This window comes from Sphaerochaeta sp. (assembly GCF_050178175.1).
Taxonomy (GTDB): Bacteria; Spirochaetota; Spirochaetia; order Sphaerochaetales; family Sphaerochaetaceae; genus Sphaerochaeta.
Genome location: NZ_JBFXGH010000045.1, coordinates 1 through 16,475, shown reverse-complemented (window position 1 = coordinate 16,475; position 16,475 = coordinate 1). Strand labels below are relative to the sequence as shown.

Below are 16,475 nucleotides of genomic sequence, written 5' to 3'. Positions count from 1 at the left end.
GTGGCCCCCTGCAATCTATGGGATGGCACTTGCAACAGAAGCCTTGATACCTACTTTGCGGGAGGCAAGGGAGTCACTGCAGACTTTGTGCTTAAAAGTGGCGCTGTCTCGGTTCTCCGCATCGATTCAGCAAGGGGTGGCTATCGAATATTCCTCCAAAAGGCTACAGCAGTTCCCATGGAAAAGTTGCTGAAGGGGACGTACATGAAGGCGATCTTTGATCGACCGGTCAAAGAGGTGCTTGATCTGGTGCTGGACAATGGCCTTGCCCATCACTCATCGGTGGTCTATGGGGCCTATATCAGGCCATTGGAGCTGGTGGCAAAGCTGAAAGGGTGGAACGTCATCCAATAAGGGGTAAATAAGTTTGCATTTCGTGCAAACCTACGATACAAAAGGAGATTGTTATGATGAAAAAATCACGACTCATTGCAGTGTTGCTTCTACTCTGTTTACTGTCACCGTTGACAGCACAAGGGCAAGCGGAAAGTGGGCAGCAAAAGGAAATCGAACTGAGATGGGCAAGCATCTGGGTGGGAAATGACAGCAAGGCCCCTGCCGTGGAAGCCTTGGTGGAAGAGTTCAACACCAAGAATGCCGGTAAGATCAAGGTGGTTATCGAACCACAGCCTGATTACAATGCCTACGAGCAGAAAGTTCGTACCAGTTTGGCAGCAGGCCAGGCCCCGGCTGACATCTTCACGATCAAGTTCAATCCGACAACGGCAACCTTCTATCAGTCAAACCTTCTGATGGACTTCCAGGGAAAGCTTGATGATGCATGGAAGGCTAACTTTGATGGTGGTTCCTTGGAACAGTCCACTGTTGACGGGATGCTCAAGAGCTTGCCGATGGAGACAGCCATACTCCCGATTTGGTACAACATGGATGCATTGAACAGTGTAGGTGTCTATGAAGTGCCAGCCACAGAACAAGAGATGTTTGCAGCATTTGACAAGCTTAAGGCTGCAGGTATTGCCCCTACCAGCCAGATGACGGGCGACACCAATGCCTGGACCAGTATGATTTGGTTCAGCCATTTTGCAGTCTCCCTCGGGGGACCGAATGTTTGGGACAAGCCCTTTACCGATCCAGCGTTTGTAGAAGCGGCCAAGTTGATCAAGAGGATGATCCAGGAGTATTCCACCGCTGACGCTGTTGGTCTTGGCGCTGGTGGAAGTGGTGGTCATTTCCTCGCTGGTCGAACCGCCGTCTTTTCCAATGGTCCATGGTATGCAGGAAGAGCAGACCTCGCCGCCACTCCTTTCTTTGATTCGATCAAGATCGGTGGATTGCCAGCGGTTGGTGAGTATGAGGATATCATGATCAGCCGTCTACAGGCAAATATCTGTGCAGCATCCAGCAAGGACGCAGCCAAGGAACAGGCCATCGTGGACTTCCTGAAGTTCTTGACCGATCCCTCATCCATTGCAAAGATTGCTGAGACCAGTGGAGCCATGTTCGCAATCAAGACTGACTATCGACCGGTAAACAACCTACAGAAGCAGTTCTACGATGTGAATGCAGCTGCATCAACCACAGCTTTTGACCTGGAAGCTGCTCTCGGAGCTGAGGTTACCCTCGAGTTCGCCCAGCAACTTGGAGCACTTGCCCTCGATAGGATCAGCGCAGAGGAGTTCTGTGCACTGGTCGACCGCAAGATCGAACGCTGATAGATGAATGTACATCATGCTGTCGCCTTCGGGCGGCAGTATGCTATCTTTCTCTCTAGGAGTCCACGATGCAAGCAGTTGGTACACGAAATCGATGGATATGGAGTGCAAGAATACTCTTCTTGCTTCCCGTTTCGCTACTTTTCTTTTTCTTCTTCATTTATCCCTTCTTCTTCACTGTCTTTACCAGCTTCACCAGTTGGCGGGGTATCGGGTCGATGGAATTCAATGGAGTGAAGAACTATGTAAAGTTGATAACGGACCCCACCTTTCAGAAAGCCTTGGGAAACAATATCATCTGGGCTCTCTCACAAGGCTTGATCCAGGTTCCTCTGGCCTGTTTGGTTGCCATGATTCTGGTGCGTAAGCCATTTGGCTGGAGAGGGCTGAGAACCATCTACTACCTTCCCAATGTCATCTCTACAGTTGCCCTTGCAATGGTCTGGGTTGCCATTTACAACGTCGATGGACCCTTGAATGCAATCCTTGCCAGCCTTTTTGGGATGGAAAAGCATAACTGGCTGGGAAATCCTGATACCGCCTTGTTCTCCGTGATCTTCCAGACAGTCATCTATATCGGTTACTTCATGATTGTCCTGTTGGCATCAGCGATGAATATTCCCCGGTCACTCTATGAAGCAGCCGAGATCGATGGGGCCAGCACCTTGGCCCAGGAAATCAATATCACCCTGCCCATGCTCCGTGGTACCTTGATCACCACCATGACACTCGCCATGGCGTACGGGATGCGCCACTTTGAGGCGACGTTCCTGATGACCGGTGGCGGGCCGGCGTATGCAACCACCACCATGGGAATCGACCTGTATCTGAAAATGGATGCCTTGCGCTATAGTGAGGCCTCGACCAGCGGGGTGTTCCTCATCATCATGGGGACATTGGTCATTACCTTGCTACGGAAACTCTTTGGTTCCTCGGACCCCATGAGTGAAATGGCACAATAGGAGCACATCCAGATGAAACATACCCCAGCATCAATCATCGGCAACACGCTCAAATGGATTCTCTTGGTCAGCTTGCTCGCTTTTGCATTGCTTCCCTTGCTCTGGCTGCTGATCAGCTCACTGAGAACCAATCTTGAACTGCAGACCAATCCGTTTGGATGGCCACAGAAGTTCCAATGGGTCAACTACGCCAATGCATTATCCATGGCAAGTCTTCCTCGATTACTGATTAACTCAGTGGTTGTAGCAGTCGTGACCGTGGTGCTGAACAGCCTGGTAACCTCCATGGGAGCATTCATACTTTCCAGGGAACATTTCAAGGGAAGGGACATCATTTATACCATCCTCACCGCCGGAGTCCTGGTACCGGTGATCTCCTTCATGGTTCCCTATTTCTCCATGATCACCCGCAGTGGTCTCTACAACACCTTGCTTGCCTTGATACTTGTCTATACTGCAGTGAATATTCCTGTTTCCATATTCCTGGTGACGGCATTCATGAAATCCATCCCCAAGGAGTTGGAGGAGGCTGCCATCATGGATGGGTGCGGCTTTTTCAAACGTTTCTCCATGATCATCCTTCCGCTCTCCCGCTCTGGAATCGTAACGGCAGCAACATTCTGTTTCATCTACTCATGGAATGAATTCGTCATGGCGATGTTGCTGACCAGTTCCATAGAGTCCAGGACCATACAGCTCGGGATCAAGTTTTTCTCCAGCCAGTTCATTACCGATTACAGCAGCATGTATGCAGCGGTCATTATCACGATCATTCCCAGCATCATTGCCTATGTGTTCCTGCATGACAAGATCATTGGTGGATTGACTACAGGTGGAGTGAAGGGGTAGGCATGTTCAGTCATACAAATCAGGATGGGATTCTCTCGGTTTTCTTCAACCAGGTGAAAATCCTTGAACATACGCAAGAGCATCCTGTCTTGATGCTCCAAAGAAACAATGCAACGATTGACATGTACCGAGGCAACTACTTCATCGAGGAGAGTGTTGAGGAAACACTGGCTTTGGATACCTGTACCATCAGCGAAGCCTATGTAGAGGGCAGGGGTGTGTGTATCCTGCATTTTTCCGGGGGCATGTATCACCTGACATGTGAACTCAGTGAACAGGATGGTCGACTGATCATGCGCTTCTCCCCGCTTCCACAGCCCTATAACCGCCTGGTCCTGCACATCTTTGCCGAAGAGAGGGAGCACATCTGGGGATGTGGTGAACAGTTCTCTTATTTTGATCTCCGTGGACGAAACTACCCGCTATGGACCCAAGAACAGGGAGTTGGAAGAAACAAGCATACTCCCATCACCCAGATTGCTGATGAGAGGGACAGGGCAGGGGGTGATTACCACACCACGTTCTATCCACAGACCACCTTTGTTTCAAGCAGGGGGTATTTCCTCCACGCAAACACCGACGGCTATGCTGACTTCGATTTCTCCCAAGATCATGTTCATCGGTTGTTGTTCTGGGAGGTTCCCTCTTCCCTGGTGATCTCGGTAAAACCATCGCTCTTGGAAGTTGTCAAGGATATCTCCGCCTTGTTGGGTCGCCAGCCATTGCTCCCTGACTGGGTCTATGATGGCATCATACTGGGAATCCAGGGAGGAACGAGGGTACTCCTGGATAAGCTGGCATCGATGGAGGCTTTCTCCACACCGGTAAATGGTATCTGGATCCAGGATTGGCAAGGGGAAAAATACACAAGTTTTGGAAAGCGACTTTGCTGGAACTGGCAGTGGGACAAGGAACTCTACCCTGGTTTGGATGGTGTGATCGATGCATTGAAACAACGTGGGATAGGTGTGCTCGGCTACATCAACCCCTATGTACTCAAGGACTACCCGTTGTTTACTGAAGCAGCAGGGAAAGGGTATCTTGGCAGGAACAGCCAAGAGGAACCCTACCTGGTGGATTTTGGTGAGTTCGATGCCGGGGTGGTGGACTTCACCAACCCTGAAGCAGTCCGGTGGTATGAGAAGGTCATACAAGACGAGATGATCAGTCTGGGCTTGCGTGGTTGGATGGCGGACTTTGGAGAATATCTCCCCCATGATATCATGCTTCACAATGGAAGATCGGCACTCCTGGAGCATAACCCTTGGCCAGGGTATTGGGCACAGGTGAATAAGCAAGCAATTGCCAAGGCAGGGAAAAGCAATGAGATTCTCTATTTCATGCGCTCTGGTTCTGCCCTGAGCCTGTCATCCTGTCCCATGATGTGGGCAGGTGACCAGAATGTTGACTGGAGTGAGGATGATGGCCTTCCCTCAGCTTTATGTGCAGCGCTATCCCTGTCCATGAGTGGGATGGGATTGCATCATAGTGATATTGGTGGGTATACCACACTCTATGGGATGAAACGGAGCAAGGAGCTGCTGCTCAGGTGGTGTGAGTTTGCTGCCTTCACCCCACTGATGAGAACCCATGAAGGTAATCGCCCAGCGGAAAACTGGCAGTTCGACTCAGACGAGGAAACCATCCAGTTCTTTGCGCGGATGACCAGGCTTCATGCAGCGTTGAAACCTTACCTCCAGGATGTAGTGCGGGAGAATGCTGAACAGGGTATTCCTGTCATGCGGCCTCTCTTCCTGCACTATCCAGAGGAAGCCTTCTTCAGCAACAAGGATTCTTATCTTCTGGGAAGGGATCTGTTGGTTGCCCCTGTGTTGAAGGAGGGCGTGGAAAGCAGAGAACTGGTACTGCCCAGTGGGAGGTGGATCCACTTCTTCACCAAAGAAACCTTCCAAGGAGGACATTGCATCGTGGATGCACCCCTTGGTATGCCTCCAGTCTTCTTCCGCGAGGAGAGTGCTTTTGCTTCACTCTTCCACTCGATCAGTACAGGAATGGAACAGCAGCCTTGAGCGTGGATTTTGGAATGAAAATCTCAATCAGGTTCAGGCTCTGGCTCTTAACCATATACAGGATGGTGTTCAGGGTACTCTTGGCAACTGCGTACCAGCCAGTGGCTTTCTCGGGTTGCGTGACCTCGTTGGTAGGATCTGCATTGAAGGCCTCGCGGTCAGCTCTACTCACCTGGAATGTATTGAAATCCCAAGCTCCCACATCATATTCCGCCTCAAGTCCTGCCTCCTGAGGATCAGGTAAACGGTGGAAGAAATCTATGCCGGTAATGGTTTCAATTTCATCTACACTGGTGGCGAAATCCTCAAGATCCTTTTTCGACCCCTCATTGGGGAGCAGAAATGCAATGGACTTGAGCTCTGGCTCCCGGTAATCCAGGATTACCTTGTAGTACTGGTTTGGTATGGAGACTTCATTGTCTCCAATGGTGTCATATGGGCCATCAGTCAGGACAGGACCGGTGACAACGTAAATACTTCCTTCTGTATCGGCAAAATTCCGTACTGTTGCCTCCAGCTTGCTCCATATGCCCCGGTTGAACTGTCCTTCCTGTGGGCTCATGTTGCTGAGGTAGAAAGAACCACTCATAGCCTCTTCTGACCATGAGAGGTCCGCTGCAGGAATCAGGTGTCCTCGGTCATATCCGCTTCCCCGGTAGTCGTCCAATGATGCAGATTCGCTGGGAACCGAAGGATCGCTCCTGAAATCATCTCCACGCTCATATATCCCGTACAGTTCGCTCCGGGTAAGCTCATAGGCTACCCAACGCGCTTGTTCATGCTCTTCATCGTAGAGGAGGGTGTATCCCGGGTGGGTGACCACTATATCGGTTGGGGAGTAAGCTGGTAGTTCCAAATCAGGAATCCCCGGAGTCGAGGTCTGTATATATTCTTGTTCGTTCGGTGCCAAAATAAGGGTCAGCACCCAGGTAACTACCAGTATCACGAGGAGAATCAGGATTCTCTTCCCCCGTTTTTTTGCCTTGTTTGTACGCCTTCCCATGATTTCCTCCCCAAATTTACCTACTGCAACAAGGAGAAGGTTACCTGCCTTCACCCTGCCTCTAGAGTGGTAACTACGCAATTGCTTGTAGGTTACGAGCGAATGTAGATGATGATACCCTGTTTCGGCACTCTTGGTGAAGGATAGTCACCCCTCAGCAAGTGGTCAGGTTGCCTTGTACCCCTCGGGTACACCGTAGGAAGTGGGTTGTACACCAAGCTTAGGATTGTGGTTGATCCGATCGCAATGGAGACAAGGATCAGGGTTGGTGCAGGGTAGGAAAATGATCCATCTGGAGTTGCCGCCTTTTCATCGAATTTCCGCAAGGTCTCTGGGGCTGGATTGCAATGAAGTGTCAAGGTTCCTGATTCATGCCACTGGGGGCAAGTGTGGTTGCTTTGAGGCTGAGATTGTGGTCCTCATCTCCTATCTGTTCGATGGAAAACTTCGCACACTCCTGCGTTGTGAGAATATGGTTGATGACTGTCCATGGTAATCCTCATTCCGGCTAGGCACCTCTTCCCAAAATACCTTCCAATAGGGTATGGTATGGCATCCATGAAATACTTGATACAGCTTGCACTTATTTTTGGTCTCTGCCTGGTGGGGGATGTCATTTCCTCGGTGCTTCCGTTTACGCTTCCTTCCAGTGTGATCAGCATGTTGCTGATTCTTGTACTGCTCTCCAGTGGGTTGCTCAAGGAGTACCAGATACAAGAGAGTGCTGACTTCATGCTCAAGAACATGACGTTCTTTTTCATCCCTCCTGTAGTAGGGATCATGAGGTACTCCTCATTGGTCCAGAGTATCTGGTGGCAGTTGCTGGTCGTGAACCTGGTCTCGTTGTTTGCTTGTTTTGCAGCGAGTAGCTGGACAGTGGTCCTGGTGCAGTTCGTGCAGAAGAGCATAAGGGAGAGAAAACATGCTTGAGATTCTTAGCTCTCCATTGTTTGGGATCTCCCTCTCGGTCTTTGCATTCCAAGCTGGACTGTTCATCAATAAGAAACTGAAAAACCCTTTGGCAAACCCCTTGGTGATTGCCATGCTGGTCATCATTGCTGTCCTGCTCCTTTTTGATATTCCCCTGGATGCCTATGAAGAAGGGTCCTCAGTCATCTATATGTTCCTTACCCCGGTCACGGCAGTGCTTGCTCTTTCAATCCACCGACAGAGGGATGTGCTGAGACGGGCTTTTTTCCCTGTGGTACTGGGGACCTTTGCCGGGGCTTTGGCCGCCCTTTCCTCTGTGGTGGTGACATGCAACCTGCTTGGTTTGGATAGGACAATTCTGGCAAGCCTGCTCTCTAAATCGGTTACAACTCCCATCGCCATCGCCTTGACTGAGCAGTTCGGAGGGCTTCCTGCCCTAACCATCGCTTCCACCCTTATCAGCGGGGTTGCCGGGAATTTGCTTGCCCCGGTGCTTGCAAAGCTCTTTGGAATAAAGGACCCTGTCGCACACGGGGTTGGCATTGGGGCCTGTTCCCACGCGCTTGGTACCAGCAAGGCCTTGGAAATAGGTGATGTACAGGGTGCCATGAGCAGCCTCTCTCTCTCCTTCTCAGCCCTTTGGACGGTTCTGCTTGCTCCGCTGTTTTTCTGATTTGATGATGCGCCCCATGGGGACAAAGCCCTCTCCAAGCGCCTGATAGGTCTCATGTACAAACATGAATGCCTTGGGGTCCTCTTCGTGCACAATCTGTATCAGGTGGTTGATCTGTTGGTTGTGAACCACAGCCAGGAGGAGTTTCCTCTCCTTCTGGGTAAAGACACCAACACCGTTTATCAGGGTTCCTCCATGTCTCAGCTCCGTGATGATACGCTTTCCAATTGCCTCATGCCTTTCACTGACGATATAGGCTGTTTTTGCGTATTTGGTCCCAAGGTTCATTACCATGAAATTCACCATCTGTCCTGAGATGTAGAGCGTGATGATCGCAAAGAGAGCACGCTCCAGTCCAAAGACAAGCGCACCTGCGATAATGATAAGCCCATCGCAGAGGAAGAGAGCTGTTCCCATGGCAAGCGGTGTATAGCGACTGATGATCTGGGCAAGGATGTCTGTACCTCCGGTATTTGCCCCTGAGCGCATTACAATACCAATGCCACCCCCAAGTAGGACTCCTCCAAAGATAGCTGAGAGAAGTGTATCCATCCTATCCACGTAGGGTAATACCCCGTCATAGTTGGTAAGTTGGCCCATAAGGCTGACCCAAAGACTGAGCAGTATCGTTCCTGCAAGGCTCTTTGCTCCATAGAGACGACCAAAGATTCTCAGTCCTATGAAAAAGAGCGGAAGACTGATCAGGAGCATGACCAATCCTGTATCGAAGCCTGTTACATGGTAGAGAATGGTGGCAACGCCGTTTACCCCTCCACTGGCAATCCTTGCAGGAGTGATGAACAGGGCAATTGCGGCGCCTGCCACTGCTGTGCCCAGGACAAGATAGAGCGCCTCTAAAATGAGGCGCCCGGTGTGTGATTGTTGCATATCAGCATACATCCTATTGTACATACTTGATCAATGTCGCTCGAATTGCTCCCTTTCCTGCTATCAACTCAGTAAAGTAGGAGAGCACCAAGTCTGCCATGCCAATCTCTGGAAGGTTGACACCCCAGATGGATTCATCCTTGAGCAACGCTTCCAATGCAGGGAAAGGACCACTCATCCCAATCTTGATATCCTTGAGATAAGCCTGTACCTCTTCAAGACGTGGGTCGGGGCTTGGGGTGAACGGATTGAGTTCATCATCCAGTCCCATGAGATAACGCAGCCATCCAGCGAATACCAAGGGAATGAGCTTCAAGTCTTTAACGTCCAGTTGATCACTGGCAAGGTATGACTTGATGGTCTCGCCGAACCTGATCGCGAGTTTCTGGCTGGTATCAGTTGCAATTCGCTGGGGGGTATCCGGCATGAAGGGGTTTGGAAACCTGACGGTGAGCACTTCATCAATGAAAGCCTTGGGGTCAAGAATCTTGGGGTCGGTTACCACCGGCATCCCTTCCTCATACCCGATGATCTCCACCATCCGCTTCAACTGGGGATCCCTCATCTCCTCGCTGATGAGGGAGTACGAGAGCAGACAGCCATAGATGGCGAGGGTTGTATGGAGAGGATTCAAGCAGGTTGTCACCTTCATCCGCTCAACCTTGTTTACCGTATCCCTGTCAGTGAAGTAAACACCGACTTCCTCAAGTTGGGGCCTGCCGGCAGGGAAATCATCCTCGATGACCAGGTACTGTGGTTCCTCTGCATTTACGAATGCCGCTGTATAGGTGTTCTTGTCGGTGATAACCAGTGAGGTATCCTCAAACCCATCGGCCTTGAGCATTGCCTCAACCTTTGCATCGGGACGCGGGGTGATCTTGTCGATCATGGACCAGGGAAAGGAGACATCCCTCTGGAGGTATGAGAGGAAGCCCCCTTTCACCAGGGCTTTTTCTTCCCATGCCTGGGCAATGGTCATGACAGCGTCCTGGAGTTTTTCCCCGTTGTGTGAACAGTTGTCCATGCTTACAAGGGCAAGCTTACCCCCATCAGATAGATAGCGTTCATACATCAGTGAAACAAGCTTTGGGAGGAACATGGTATTCTTTTTTGGCCCTGAAAGAAGGTCCTGCTCTATTGCAGGGTGGAATGATCCATCCCCACGCTTGAGAGCATACCCCTTTTCCGTGATGGTGAAACTTACCATCTGAAGGGAAGGGGAGCGAAATGTCTTCTGGAAAAATGCCCACTCTTTGGTGAACTGCTGGTCACATTTGTAGGCAGCTGCGACAGAGGCAATGACCTCCTTGGCGATGGATCCATCACTCTTGAGGGTTACCATCAAGGTCATATTGTCGTGTTTCTCATAGACCTCGTCGATGATCTGGTAGTCAAAACCTTCCCCTACGATGATGCCTGTCTCTGCAAGGCCCTTGCTGAGAAGTTCCTGTTGGAGCGCTGCTGGGAAAATGCGGAAGATGTTCCCAGCCCCAAAATGCACCCAGGTAGGTTGCTTTTCCGTCTTCAGTATCATTGCTGAGCGGTCATAGGATGGCAGGATATACCCCTTGTCTTCCCATTCACTTCTGTTCTGTAATCCGGTATTGGTTAGTTTCATGAAGGCCTCCAGGTTTGTTGGTGCTGGAACTGAAGTGGCGCGTAATTCCTCTCCTGCTTGAAGTACTCAGGGTATCGACCAACCATCAATTCAGTTTCCTGCAATAGTTTTGAAAGGTGTTTATCCTCAAGGCTGAGGATGGCATCAAGTTGTTTATGCTTGAGTGCATTCAGCATCTGGCGGTGTTGCTCAATAATATCTGCCAGGACATTTTTCTGATAAAAGGAGAGAAGACGAATCCTGTGATGGTTTCCGCCTTGGGCGAGGATGATGTTCCAGATGCGTTGCATACCAATTGCCTGGAAGATGATTGAGTGAAAGGTATTGTCAGCTTCCAGGAATTTGATGAAATCATCCCCTATTGCATACGCTGCCTGTTCTTCAATGGCAACTTCCATTGCCTTGAAATGCTCATCACGTGCCACGTAGATGAATTTCTTGACTGCATGGTCTTCAAGGCTCTTACGCAAAAAGCGTTCCTCCTCAACCTGCTTCAGATTGATGAGCGAGACTCGCGTCCCTTTTTGTGGGAAAATATCAACCAGGTTGTCAGAGCTCAACCTCATGAGTGCATCCCTGACAGGGGAACGACTCACCTGCAACTGCACGGAGAGCTGTTGCAGGTTCAGCTCCTCTCCCGGCTTGAAGCGCAGGGAGAGAATTTCGTCCCGAAGGGTCTGATAGATTTCCTCAGATGCAGTAACGCGGACTATCTGTGCCATGCTATTTCCTCTGGTCATTTTTCTGGATGGCTTCATAGAGCCCGAGAATGTAGGATGCACCGAGTGCACGGTCATACAATCCATAGCCGGGCATTGCCACTTCTCCCCAGATCATTCTTCCATGGTCTGGTCGGGCTGGCCCTTCGAAACCGATGTCATAGAGTGCCTTCACGATCTCATAGAGATCAAAGGAGCCATCGCTGGAGAGGTGGGCAGCTTCCTCAAACACTCCTTCTCCAAAGTGATGCAGGTTCCTGATATGGGCAAAATGGATTCTTCCCGGTAGAGCGCGGATGATACCGGGAAGGTCGTTCTTTGGATTGGTTCCAAAAGATCCTGCACAGAAGGTGAGTCCATTGAATGGTGCATCAACAGCCTTCATGACCTTCTGGATTTTCTCCTTGCTGGTAATGATCCGTGGCAGCCCAAACACTGGCCAGGCTGGATCGTCCGGGTGGATTGCCATCTTGATCCCGTATGTCTCACAGGTCGGCTGGATTGCTTTGAGGAAATACACAAGGTTCTCAAAGAGTTTTTCATCAGAGACGTCCTTGTACGCTTCCATCAATTCCTTGATCTTGGCAAGGCGTTCCGGTTCCCACCCCGGCATCTCAAAGCCCTGGGCGCTGTTGTTCGTCTGGTCGAGGAAAGTTTGTGGGTCGATACTATCAACAACTTTCTGGTCATATGCCAATACGGTGCTTCCGTCACTTCTCCTCTTGGCAAGTTCAGTCCTGGTCCAGTCGAAGACCGGCATGAAGTTGTAGCAAACGGTGGTAATTCCTTCCTTGCCGAGGTTCTCAAGGGTCTGGATGTAGTTGGCGATGTATTTGTCGCGGTCCTCTCCACCGATCTTGATGGCGTCATGGATGTTGACGCTCTCAATGCCGAGTACTTTCAAGTCAGCAGCTTCAACCTCTTTCTTGAGCTCCTGGATTCTTTCAATCGGCCATACTTGTCCAGCGGGAATATCGTAGAGAGTGGTGATAACCCCTTCAACGCCTGGAATCTGGCGGATCTGTTGCAGGGTAACGGTATCGTGCTTTGAGCCGAACCAGCGAAGTGACATATGCATCATGAGTGGTGCCTCCATATATGTTATACTGATAGTCTAACATACTAATATATTAGAGGCAATACCCCGGTATATGTTCTCTCCATAAATCCGTGAGAACTATCTTCGGTCGCCCATCACCAACATGGAAGCGGTACGGTCCAGGAACAGGGTACACTCTTTCTTTGTCCTGAGTGCAGCACAAGGGGAGTAGACCCCTATCTGGTCATAAAGACACATGGCAACCGCACGGGCTTTCCTTTGGTCGGGCACGGAGCAGATAAGGTGTTTGGCTTTCAGGATCTGTCTTACAGACATGGTGATGGCTTTTGAAGGAACCTCATCAATTTTAGGGAACCACCCTTCGCTTACCTGTTGCCTCCTGCACCGGTCCTCAAGCTCCACCACAATGTATGGGTCGTCTGTTTCAAAATTGGCGGGGGGGTCGTTGAACCCGATATGTCCGTTTTCCCCAATGCCCAGAAAGGAGACATCCACTTTTTTCTTTTTGATGAGAGCGTTCAATCTCTTGACCTCTTCTTCCAGATCCTCCGCATCTCCGTTGATCTGGTGAAATGCACCAAGGTGGGTTACTTTCTCGACAAAGCGATTGTTCAGGTAATAACGGAAACTGGAAGGGTGGGTGTCTGGAAGGTCTACATATTCAGCCAATCCGAATGCCTCCACCTTGCTCCAGTCAATGTCTGCTTTTGCAAGATGTTCGTAGAGGGAGAATTGACTTAAACCGGTTGCGACGGATATGACAGCATGCCCTTTCTTCTCGATTGCTTCCTTGATAATGGTAATGCCCAGCTTTGCTGCCTGGTAGCCCATGTCATGTTTGTCTTCGCAAATGGTTACACGCATCTATTGTTGTTCTCCTTCCCTTGCAGTCTAACAAAAGTGTCGTACTGGGTACAGAGGCTTAGAGAAAGGCTTCTTCTGAGCTTGGATGGGTTGTGTTCCAACTGTTTGCATCAATAATGAGCTGTTTGGTAACTTCCTTCGCACCATAGGGGGCAAAGAGTTTCTCCATTCCCAGGAATCCAGATGCTAGGGTGACAACAACTTTCTGGTAGTGGAATCGGGCCATCTGACGGCTGAATGAGTCGAAAAGGAGACGGAAAAGGCCAAGCCCTCGATATTCAGTCTTGACTCCAAACAGTGGTACTTCCACGAGATAATCGGCAAGCATGGTGTAGGAGAGGAAGGCTGCCAGATTTCCATCCTGTGCTTTGGCCAAGTAGAAATGATCGAGTTCGTCGAGTTCAAGGTGACGCATTAGGACCACACTTGCTATACGGTCTTCTTCACTGCCTGCCTCTAGTTCATCCACCAATGATTGGACCATGTCCATGATCTCTTCAGTTACCGGTCCTTCAAGGGTCTCGAAGGTGAAGTCCTCCAACAGGATGTCTTCGGTGAGTTCCGTCTCTTCATCGCTTAACTCAAGCAGTTGGGTGAGGCTCTCCTGTTCCCGATACCAGGAGACAACCACGCGCTTGAGTTGTTCATCACGGAAACTGAACCATTTCCGCTCCAATATCGGTGTCTCAGAGAGCGTGTCCTTGAACTTTCTGAATACCCCCCTCCCGCTCTGCAGGGCTGCAAGGAGACGGGACCGGTAGAGGGGATTCCTTACCCTGTTTGCGAACATTTCCATGAGATGGAAACCATCCGATGGTTCCCAGTCAGGTATGGGAATGAACCGCTTCTCGCGCTCTTCCTCATCGATATCATCGAGATATTGTATCTCATCCTCTCTCACGAGGGACTCATCCTTGAGGTCAAGGAAGTAAAAGTTCGCTTGATCCTCCATCGCAAAGATGATGGAATCGAGAAGGTCCCTACTTAAAACAGGCAAACGATATGGTACATGTTCATTATCCATAGGCCTATGATAACCCGTCAAGAAGGGGGGCGGCAAGTGCGTTCACCTTGACATTAGCGGTAAAAGATACGAATATTAGTACTGTTATTCCAATACAGTAATTAGGAGAATATTCATGAGCATTATTGAATTTATCGAAGCCAGGGAAATCCTTGACTCACGTGGTAACCCCACCGTTGAAGTAGATGTCATTCTTGAGGATGGTTCCATGGGTCGTGCAGCAGTTCCTTCTGGTGCTTCCACCGGAGTCCACGAAGCTGTAGAGCTGCGTGATGGGGACAAGAGCCGCTATCTTGGCAAGGGCGTATTGAAGGCTGTAGACAATGTCAACGACATCATCGCACCTGAACTCGAAGGTATGGATTCTCTTGACCAGGTTGCTATCGACCGCGCTATGATTGCTCTTGACGGTACTCCAAATAAGGCAAAGCTTGGTGCCAATGCAATCCTTGGTGTTTCCATGGCTGTCGCCCGTGCCGCTGCTGACTACCTCGGTCTGCCGCTGTACAAGTATCTTGGTGCATACCACGCTTGCACTCTTCCCGTTCCGATGGCCAACATCCTCAACGGTGGTGCACACAGCGATAACAAGGTTGACTTCCAGGAGTTCATGGTAATGCCCATCGGTGCTGCTTCCTTCCGCGAGGGACTCCGCATGACCTCAGAGGTTTTCCATAACCTGAAATCAGTCCTGAAGGGACGCCAGTACAACACCTCTGTTGGTGATGAGGGTGGTTTCGCTCCTGACTTGCAGTCCAATGAAGAGGCCCTTGAGGTCATCATGGAAGCTATCAAGGCTGCTGGTTACACCACCGGTCGTGATGGTGACTTCATGATTGCTCTTGACCCGGCCAGCAGTGAGCTGTACGACGAGAAGACCAAGACCTATACCCTCAGATGGTCCACCGGTGACAAGCTTACCAGTGCACAGATGGTTGACCTCTGGGAAGACTGGGCAAACCGCTACCCGATCATCTCAATCGAAGACGGCATGGCCGAGGACGACTGGGAAGGTTGGAAGTTGCTCACTGATCGTATCGGCGACCGTGTCCAGCTTGTTGGCGATGACTTGTTCGTAACCAATGTTGAGAGACTGAAGATGGGTCTTGAGAAGGGTGTTGGTAACTCCATCCTGATCAAGGTGAACCAGATCGGTACCCTCACAGAGACCTTCGAGGCTATTGACCTTGCAAAGCGCAACGGCTATACCTCAATCGTTTCCCACCGCTCCGGAGAGACCGAGGACAACTTCATTGCCGACCTCGTAGTTGCTCTTGAGACTGGACAGATCAAGACCGGCAGCATGAGCCGCTCTGACCGTCTTGCCAAGTACAACCAGCTTCTGCGCATCGAGGACTACCTTGGTGATACCGCTGAGTATGCTGGACGGGATGCTTTCCGCGTACGGTAAGACATCTAGACTATTACTATTTCGGGCCATCGCAATGCGGTGGCCCGTTTAACGCAGAAACATCCATTGTCATTTTTGCATATGGTGTTGAGCCATACTATCTTTCCTGACCACAAGGAATACCATCAACAGCCCAATGATGAGTTGCAGGAGATCCATGGGAGTGCCGATTGCCTTTGTGGTGGTCAGGAGCGGAAGGCTGGGAAGGGAGGATCCCTGGTAGTTGCAGATAAGGGCAACAAAGAGATTGTTGGCTGCATGGATTGCCAGAGCCGGTTCGAATCCTCCAGTGGCAATGCTCAGCGCAGTAACCAAGCCACCGAAGAGTGCGTAAAATACCAAGACGAGAGTTGGGCTCTCTGCACTTCCCAGTTCCCTGTTTGAGAGATGGGGAGAGGTGAACAGGATTGCAGAAAGTACACAGGCAAGGACATTTCTCATTGCCCCTCTTCTCAGTTTTTCCCCTTGAACAGCCCGAATGGGAAATACCCTGAATACCACTTCCTCGCTGCTGGTCTGGATGGGGGTGAGGACGAGGACCAGGGGAAGCAACATCAGATGTTCCAGAGCGGATGCGTCACTGGTAGTGTATGCCTCTGGTTCAGCCATGAGTCCAAGGAGTAAAAAAAGCATTGCCGCCAGAAGATAAGCTCCCATGCTCTTGAAGAAGAGGGCAAACCGGAAGGTGCTGTGGTCGGTGATCAGTGATCGTGGACTCGAGGTAAGCAACAGCTTCCCTGAGACCACGATACCCAAAGCCATGGCAAGGAA

The 16,475-nt window shown here is 50.5% G+C and carries 16 protein-coding genes and 1 pseudogene; 9 read left to right on the top strand and 8 right to left on the bottom strand.

Annotated features, from left to right (window positions below):
* The 5 genes and pseudogenes from AB7S66_RS06780 to AB7S66_RS06760 all read left to right on the top strand — a co-directional run.
* Positions 1-354 (top strand): annotated as a pseudogene (locus tag AB7S66_RS06780) (fucose isomerase); the annotation flags it as partial.
* 53 nt (positions 355-407) lie between these two features.
* Complete coding sequence (locus AB7S66_RS06775) at positions 408-1,673, top strand: ABC transporter substrate-binding protein (protein ID WP_428518693.1); 1,266 nt, start codon at positions 408-410, stop codon at positions 1,671-1,673.
* Positions 1,674-1,741: 68 nt separating this feature from the next.
* Positions 1,742-2,635 carry a carbohydrate ABC transporter permease gene (locus AB7S66_RS06770; protein WP_428518692.1) on the top strand — a complete coding sequence of 298 codons (894 nt, stop codon included), beginning with the start codon at positions 1,742-1,744 and terminating at the stop codon, positions 2,633-2,635.
* A gap of 12 nt (positions 2,636-2,647) precedes the next feature.
* On the top strand, positions 2,648-3,484 hold the full coding sequence (locus tag AB7S66_RS06765; protein WP_428518691.1) for a carbohydrate ABC transporter permease: 837 nt from the start codon (positions 2,648-2,650) through the stop codon (positions 3,482-3,484).
* Between the two features lie 2 nt (positions 3,485-3,486).
* Positions 3,487-5,514: an alpha-glucosidase gene (locus AB7S66_RS06760; protein ID WP_428518690.1), complete on the top strand. Its 2,028-nt coding sequence runs from the start codon at positions 3,487-3,489 to the stop codon at positions 5,512-5,514.
* On the opposite strand, the gene AB7S66_RS06755 is transcribed toward AB7S66_RS06760, so the two are convergent.
* Entirely contained in the window at positions 5,486-6,517 is a 1,032-nt protein-coding gene (locus tag AB7S66_RS06755; RefSeq protein ID WP_428518689.1) for a DNA/RNA non-specific endonuclease, read from the bottom strand. The two genes, AB7S66_RS06760 and AB7S66_RS06755, sit on opposite strands and share 29 nt — an antisense overlap.
* A 352-nt stretch (positions 6,518-6,869) precedes the next feature.
* On the opposite strand from AB7S66_RS06755, the gene AB7S66_RS06750 reads away from it, so the two are divergent.
* The 3 genes from AB7S66_RS06750 to AB7S66_RS06740 all read left to right on the top strand — a co-directional run bounded on the left by AB7S66_RS06750 (position 6,870) and on the right by AB7S66_RS06740 (position 8,120).
* The gene (locus AB7S66_RS06750; RefSeq protein WP_428518688.1) at positions 6,870-7,013 is read left to right on the top strand and encodes a hypothetical protein; all 144 of its coding nucleotides are present in this window, start codon (positions 6,870-6,872) and stop codon (positions 7,011-7,013) included.
* A gap of 62 nt (positions 7,014-7,075) precedes the next feature.
* On the top strand, positions 7,076-7,447 hold the full coding sequence (locus tag AB7S66_RS06745; RefSeq protein ID WP_428518687.1) for a CidA/LrgA family protein: 372 nt from the start codon (positions 7,076-7,078) through the stop codon (positions 7,445-7,447).
* Positions 7,440-8,120, top strand: coding sequence for an LrgB family protein (locus AB7S66_RS06740; protein WP_428518686.1), 681 nt, complete (start codon positions 7,440-7,442; stop codon positions 8,118-8,120). Before AB7S66_RS06745 ends, AB7S66_RS06740 begins: the two co-directional genes overlap by 8 nt.
* On the opposite strand, the gene AB7S66_RS06735 is transcribed toward AB7S66_RS06740, so the two are convergent.
* The 6 genes from AB7S66_RS06735 to AB7S66_RS06710 form a co-directional block, all read right to left on the bottom strand.
* Positions 8,079-9,008: a YitT family protein gene (locus tag AB7S66_RS06735; protein ID WP_428518685.1), complete on the bottom strand. Its 930-nt coding sequence runs from the start codon at positions 9,006-9,008 to the stop codon at positions 8,079-8,081. The two genes, AB7S66_RS06740 and AB7S66_RS06735, sit on opposite strands and share 42 nt — an antisense overlap.
* A gap of 13 nt (positions 9,009-9,021) precedes the next feature.
* Positions 9,022-10,626, bottom strand: coding sequence for a mannitol dehydrogenase family protein (locus tag AB7S66_RS06730; protein ID WP_428518684.1), 1,605 nt, complete (start codon positions 10,624-10,626; stop codon positions 9,022-9,024).
* On the bottom strand, positions 10,623-11,348 hold the full coding sequence (locus AB7S66_RS06725; protein ID WP_428518683.1) for a GntR family transcriptional regulator: 726 nt from the start codon (positions 11,346-11,348) through the stop codon (positions 10,623-10,625). The genes AB7S66_RS06730 and AB7S66_RS06725 overlap by 4 nt, the downstream gene beginning before the upstream one ends.
* Before the next feature lies 1 nt (position 11,349).
* Entirely contained in the window at positions 11,350-12,423 is a 1,074-nt protein-coding gene (gene uxuA / locus AB7S66_RS06720) for a mannonate dehydratase (protein WP_428518694.1), read from the bottom strand.
* 99 nt (positions 12,424-12,522) lie between these two features.
* On the bottom strand, positions 12,523-13,269 hold the full coding sequence (locus AB7S66_RS06715) for a glucosamine-6-phosphate deaminase (RefSeq protein ID WP_428518682.1): 747 nt from the start codon (positions 13,267-13,269) through the stop codon (positions 12,523-12,525).
* 58 nt (positions 13,270-13,327) lie between these two features.
* Entirely contained in the window at positions 13,328-14,293 is a 966-nt protein-coding gene (locus tag AB7S66_RS06710) for a UPF0158 family protein (protein ID WP_428518681.1), read from the bottom strand.
* A 115-nt stretch (positions 14,294-14,408) separates the two neighbouring features.
* Here AB7S66_RS06710 and eno point away from each other — a divergent pair, with 115 nt between their 5' ends.
* Entirely contained in the window at positions 14,409-15,704 is a 1,296-nt protein-coding gene (gene eno / locus AB7S66_RS06705) for a phosphopyruvate hydratase (protein WP_428518680.1), read from the top strand.
* A 69-nt stretch (positions 15,705-15,773) separates the two neighbouring features.
* Here eno and AB7S66_RS06700 read toward each other — a convergent pair.
* Positions 15,774-16,475 (bottom strand): CPBP family intramembrane glutamic endopeptidase (locus AB7S66_RS06700; RefSeq protein ID WP_428518679.1); only part of this gene is annotated, 702 nt, incomplete at its 5' end.

What these genes read in the sequence shown, in the direction of transcription:
- AB7S66_RS06775 (WP_428518693.1), top strand. Translation starts at nt 408, where the DNA reads ATGATGAAAAAATCACGACTCATTGCAGTGTTGCTTCTACTCTGTTTA.
- AB7S66_RS06770 (WP_428518692.1), top strand. Translation starts at nt 1,742, where the DNA reads ATGCAAGCAGTTGGTACACGAAATCGATGGATATGGAGTGCAAGAATA.
- AB7S66_RS06765 (WP_428518691.1), top strand. Translation starts at nt 2,648, where the DNA reads ATGAAACATACCCCAGCATCAATCATCGGCAACACGCTCAAATGGATT.
- AB7S66_RS06760 (WP_428518690.1), top strand. Translation starts at nt 3,487, where the DNA reads ATGTTCAGTCATACAAATCAGGATGGGATTCTCTCGGTTTTCTTCAAC.
- AB7S66_RS06755 (WP_428518689.1), bottom strand. Translation starts at nt 6,517, where the DNA reads ATGGGAAGGCGTACAAACAAGGCAAAAAAACGGGGGAAGAGAATCCTG.
- AB7S66_RS06745 (WP_428518687.1), top strand. Translation starts at nt 7,076, where the DNA reads ATGAAATACTTGATACAGCTTGCACTTATTTTTGGTCTCTGCCTGGTG.
- AB7S66_RS06740 (WP_428518686.1), top strand. Translation starts at nt 7,440, where the DNA reads ATGCTTGAGATTCTTAGCTCTCCATTGTTTGGGATCTCCCTCTCGGTC.
- AB7S66_RS06735 (WP_428518685.1), bottom strand. Translation starts at nt 9,008, where the DNA reads ATGCAACAATCACACACCGGGCGCCTCATTTTAGAGGCGCTCTATCTT.
- AB7S66_RS06730 (WP_428518684.1), bottom strand. Translation starts at nt 10,626, where the DNA reads ATGAAACTAACCAATACCGGATTACAGAACAGAAGTGAATGGGAAGAC.
- AB7S66_RS06725 (WP_428518683.1), bottom strand. Translation starts at nt 11,348, where the DNA reads ATGGCACAGATAGTCCGCGTTACTGCATCTGAGGAAATCTATCAGACC.
- uxuA (WP_428518694.1), bottom strand. Translation starts at nt 12,423, where the DNA reads ATGCATATGTCACTTCGCTGGTTCGGCTCAAAGCACGATACCGTTACC.
- AB7S66_RS06715 (WP_428518682.1), bottom strand. Translation starts at nt 13,269, where the DNA reads ATGCGTGTAACCATTTGCGAAGACAAACATGACATGGGCTACCAGGCA.
- AB7S66_RS06710 (WP_428518681.1), bottom strand. Translation starts at nt 14,293, where the DNA reads ATGGATAATGAACATGTACCATATCGTTTGCCTGTTTTAAGTAGGGAC.
- eno (WP_428518680.1), top strand. Translation starts at nt 14,409, where the DNA reads ATGAGCATTATTGAATTTATCGAAGCCAGGGAAATCCTTGACTCACGT.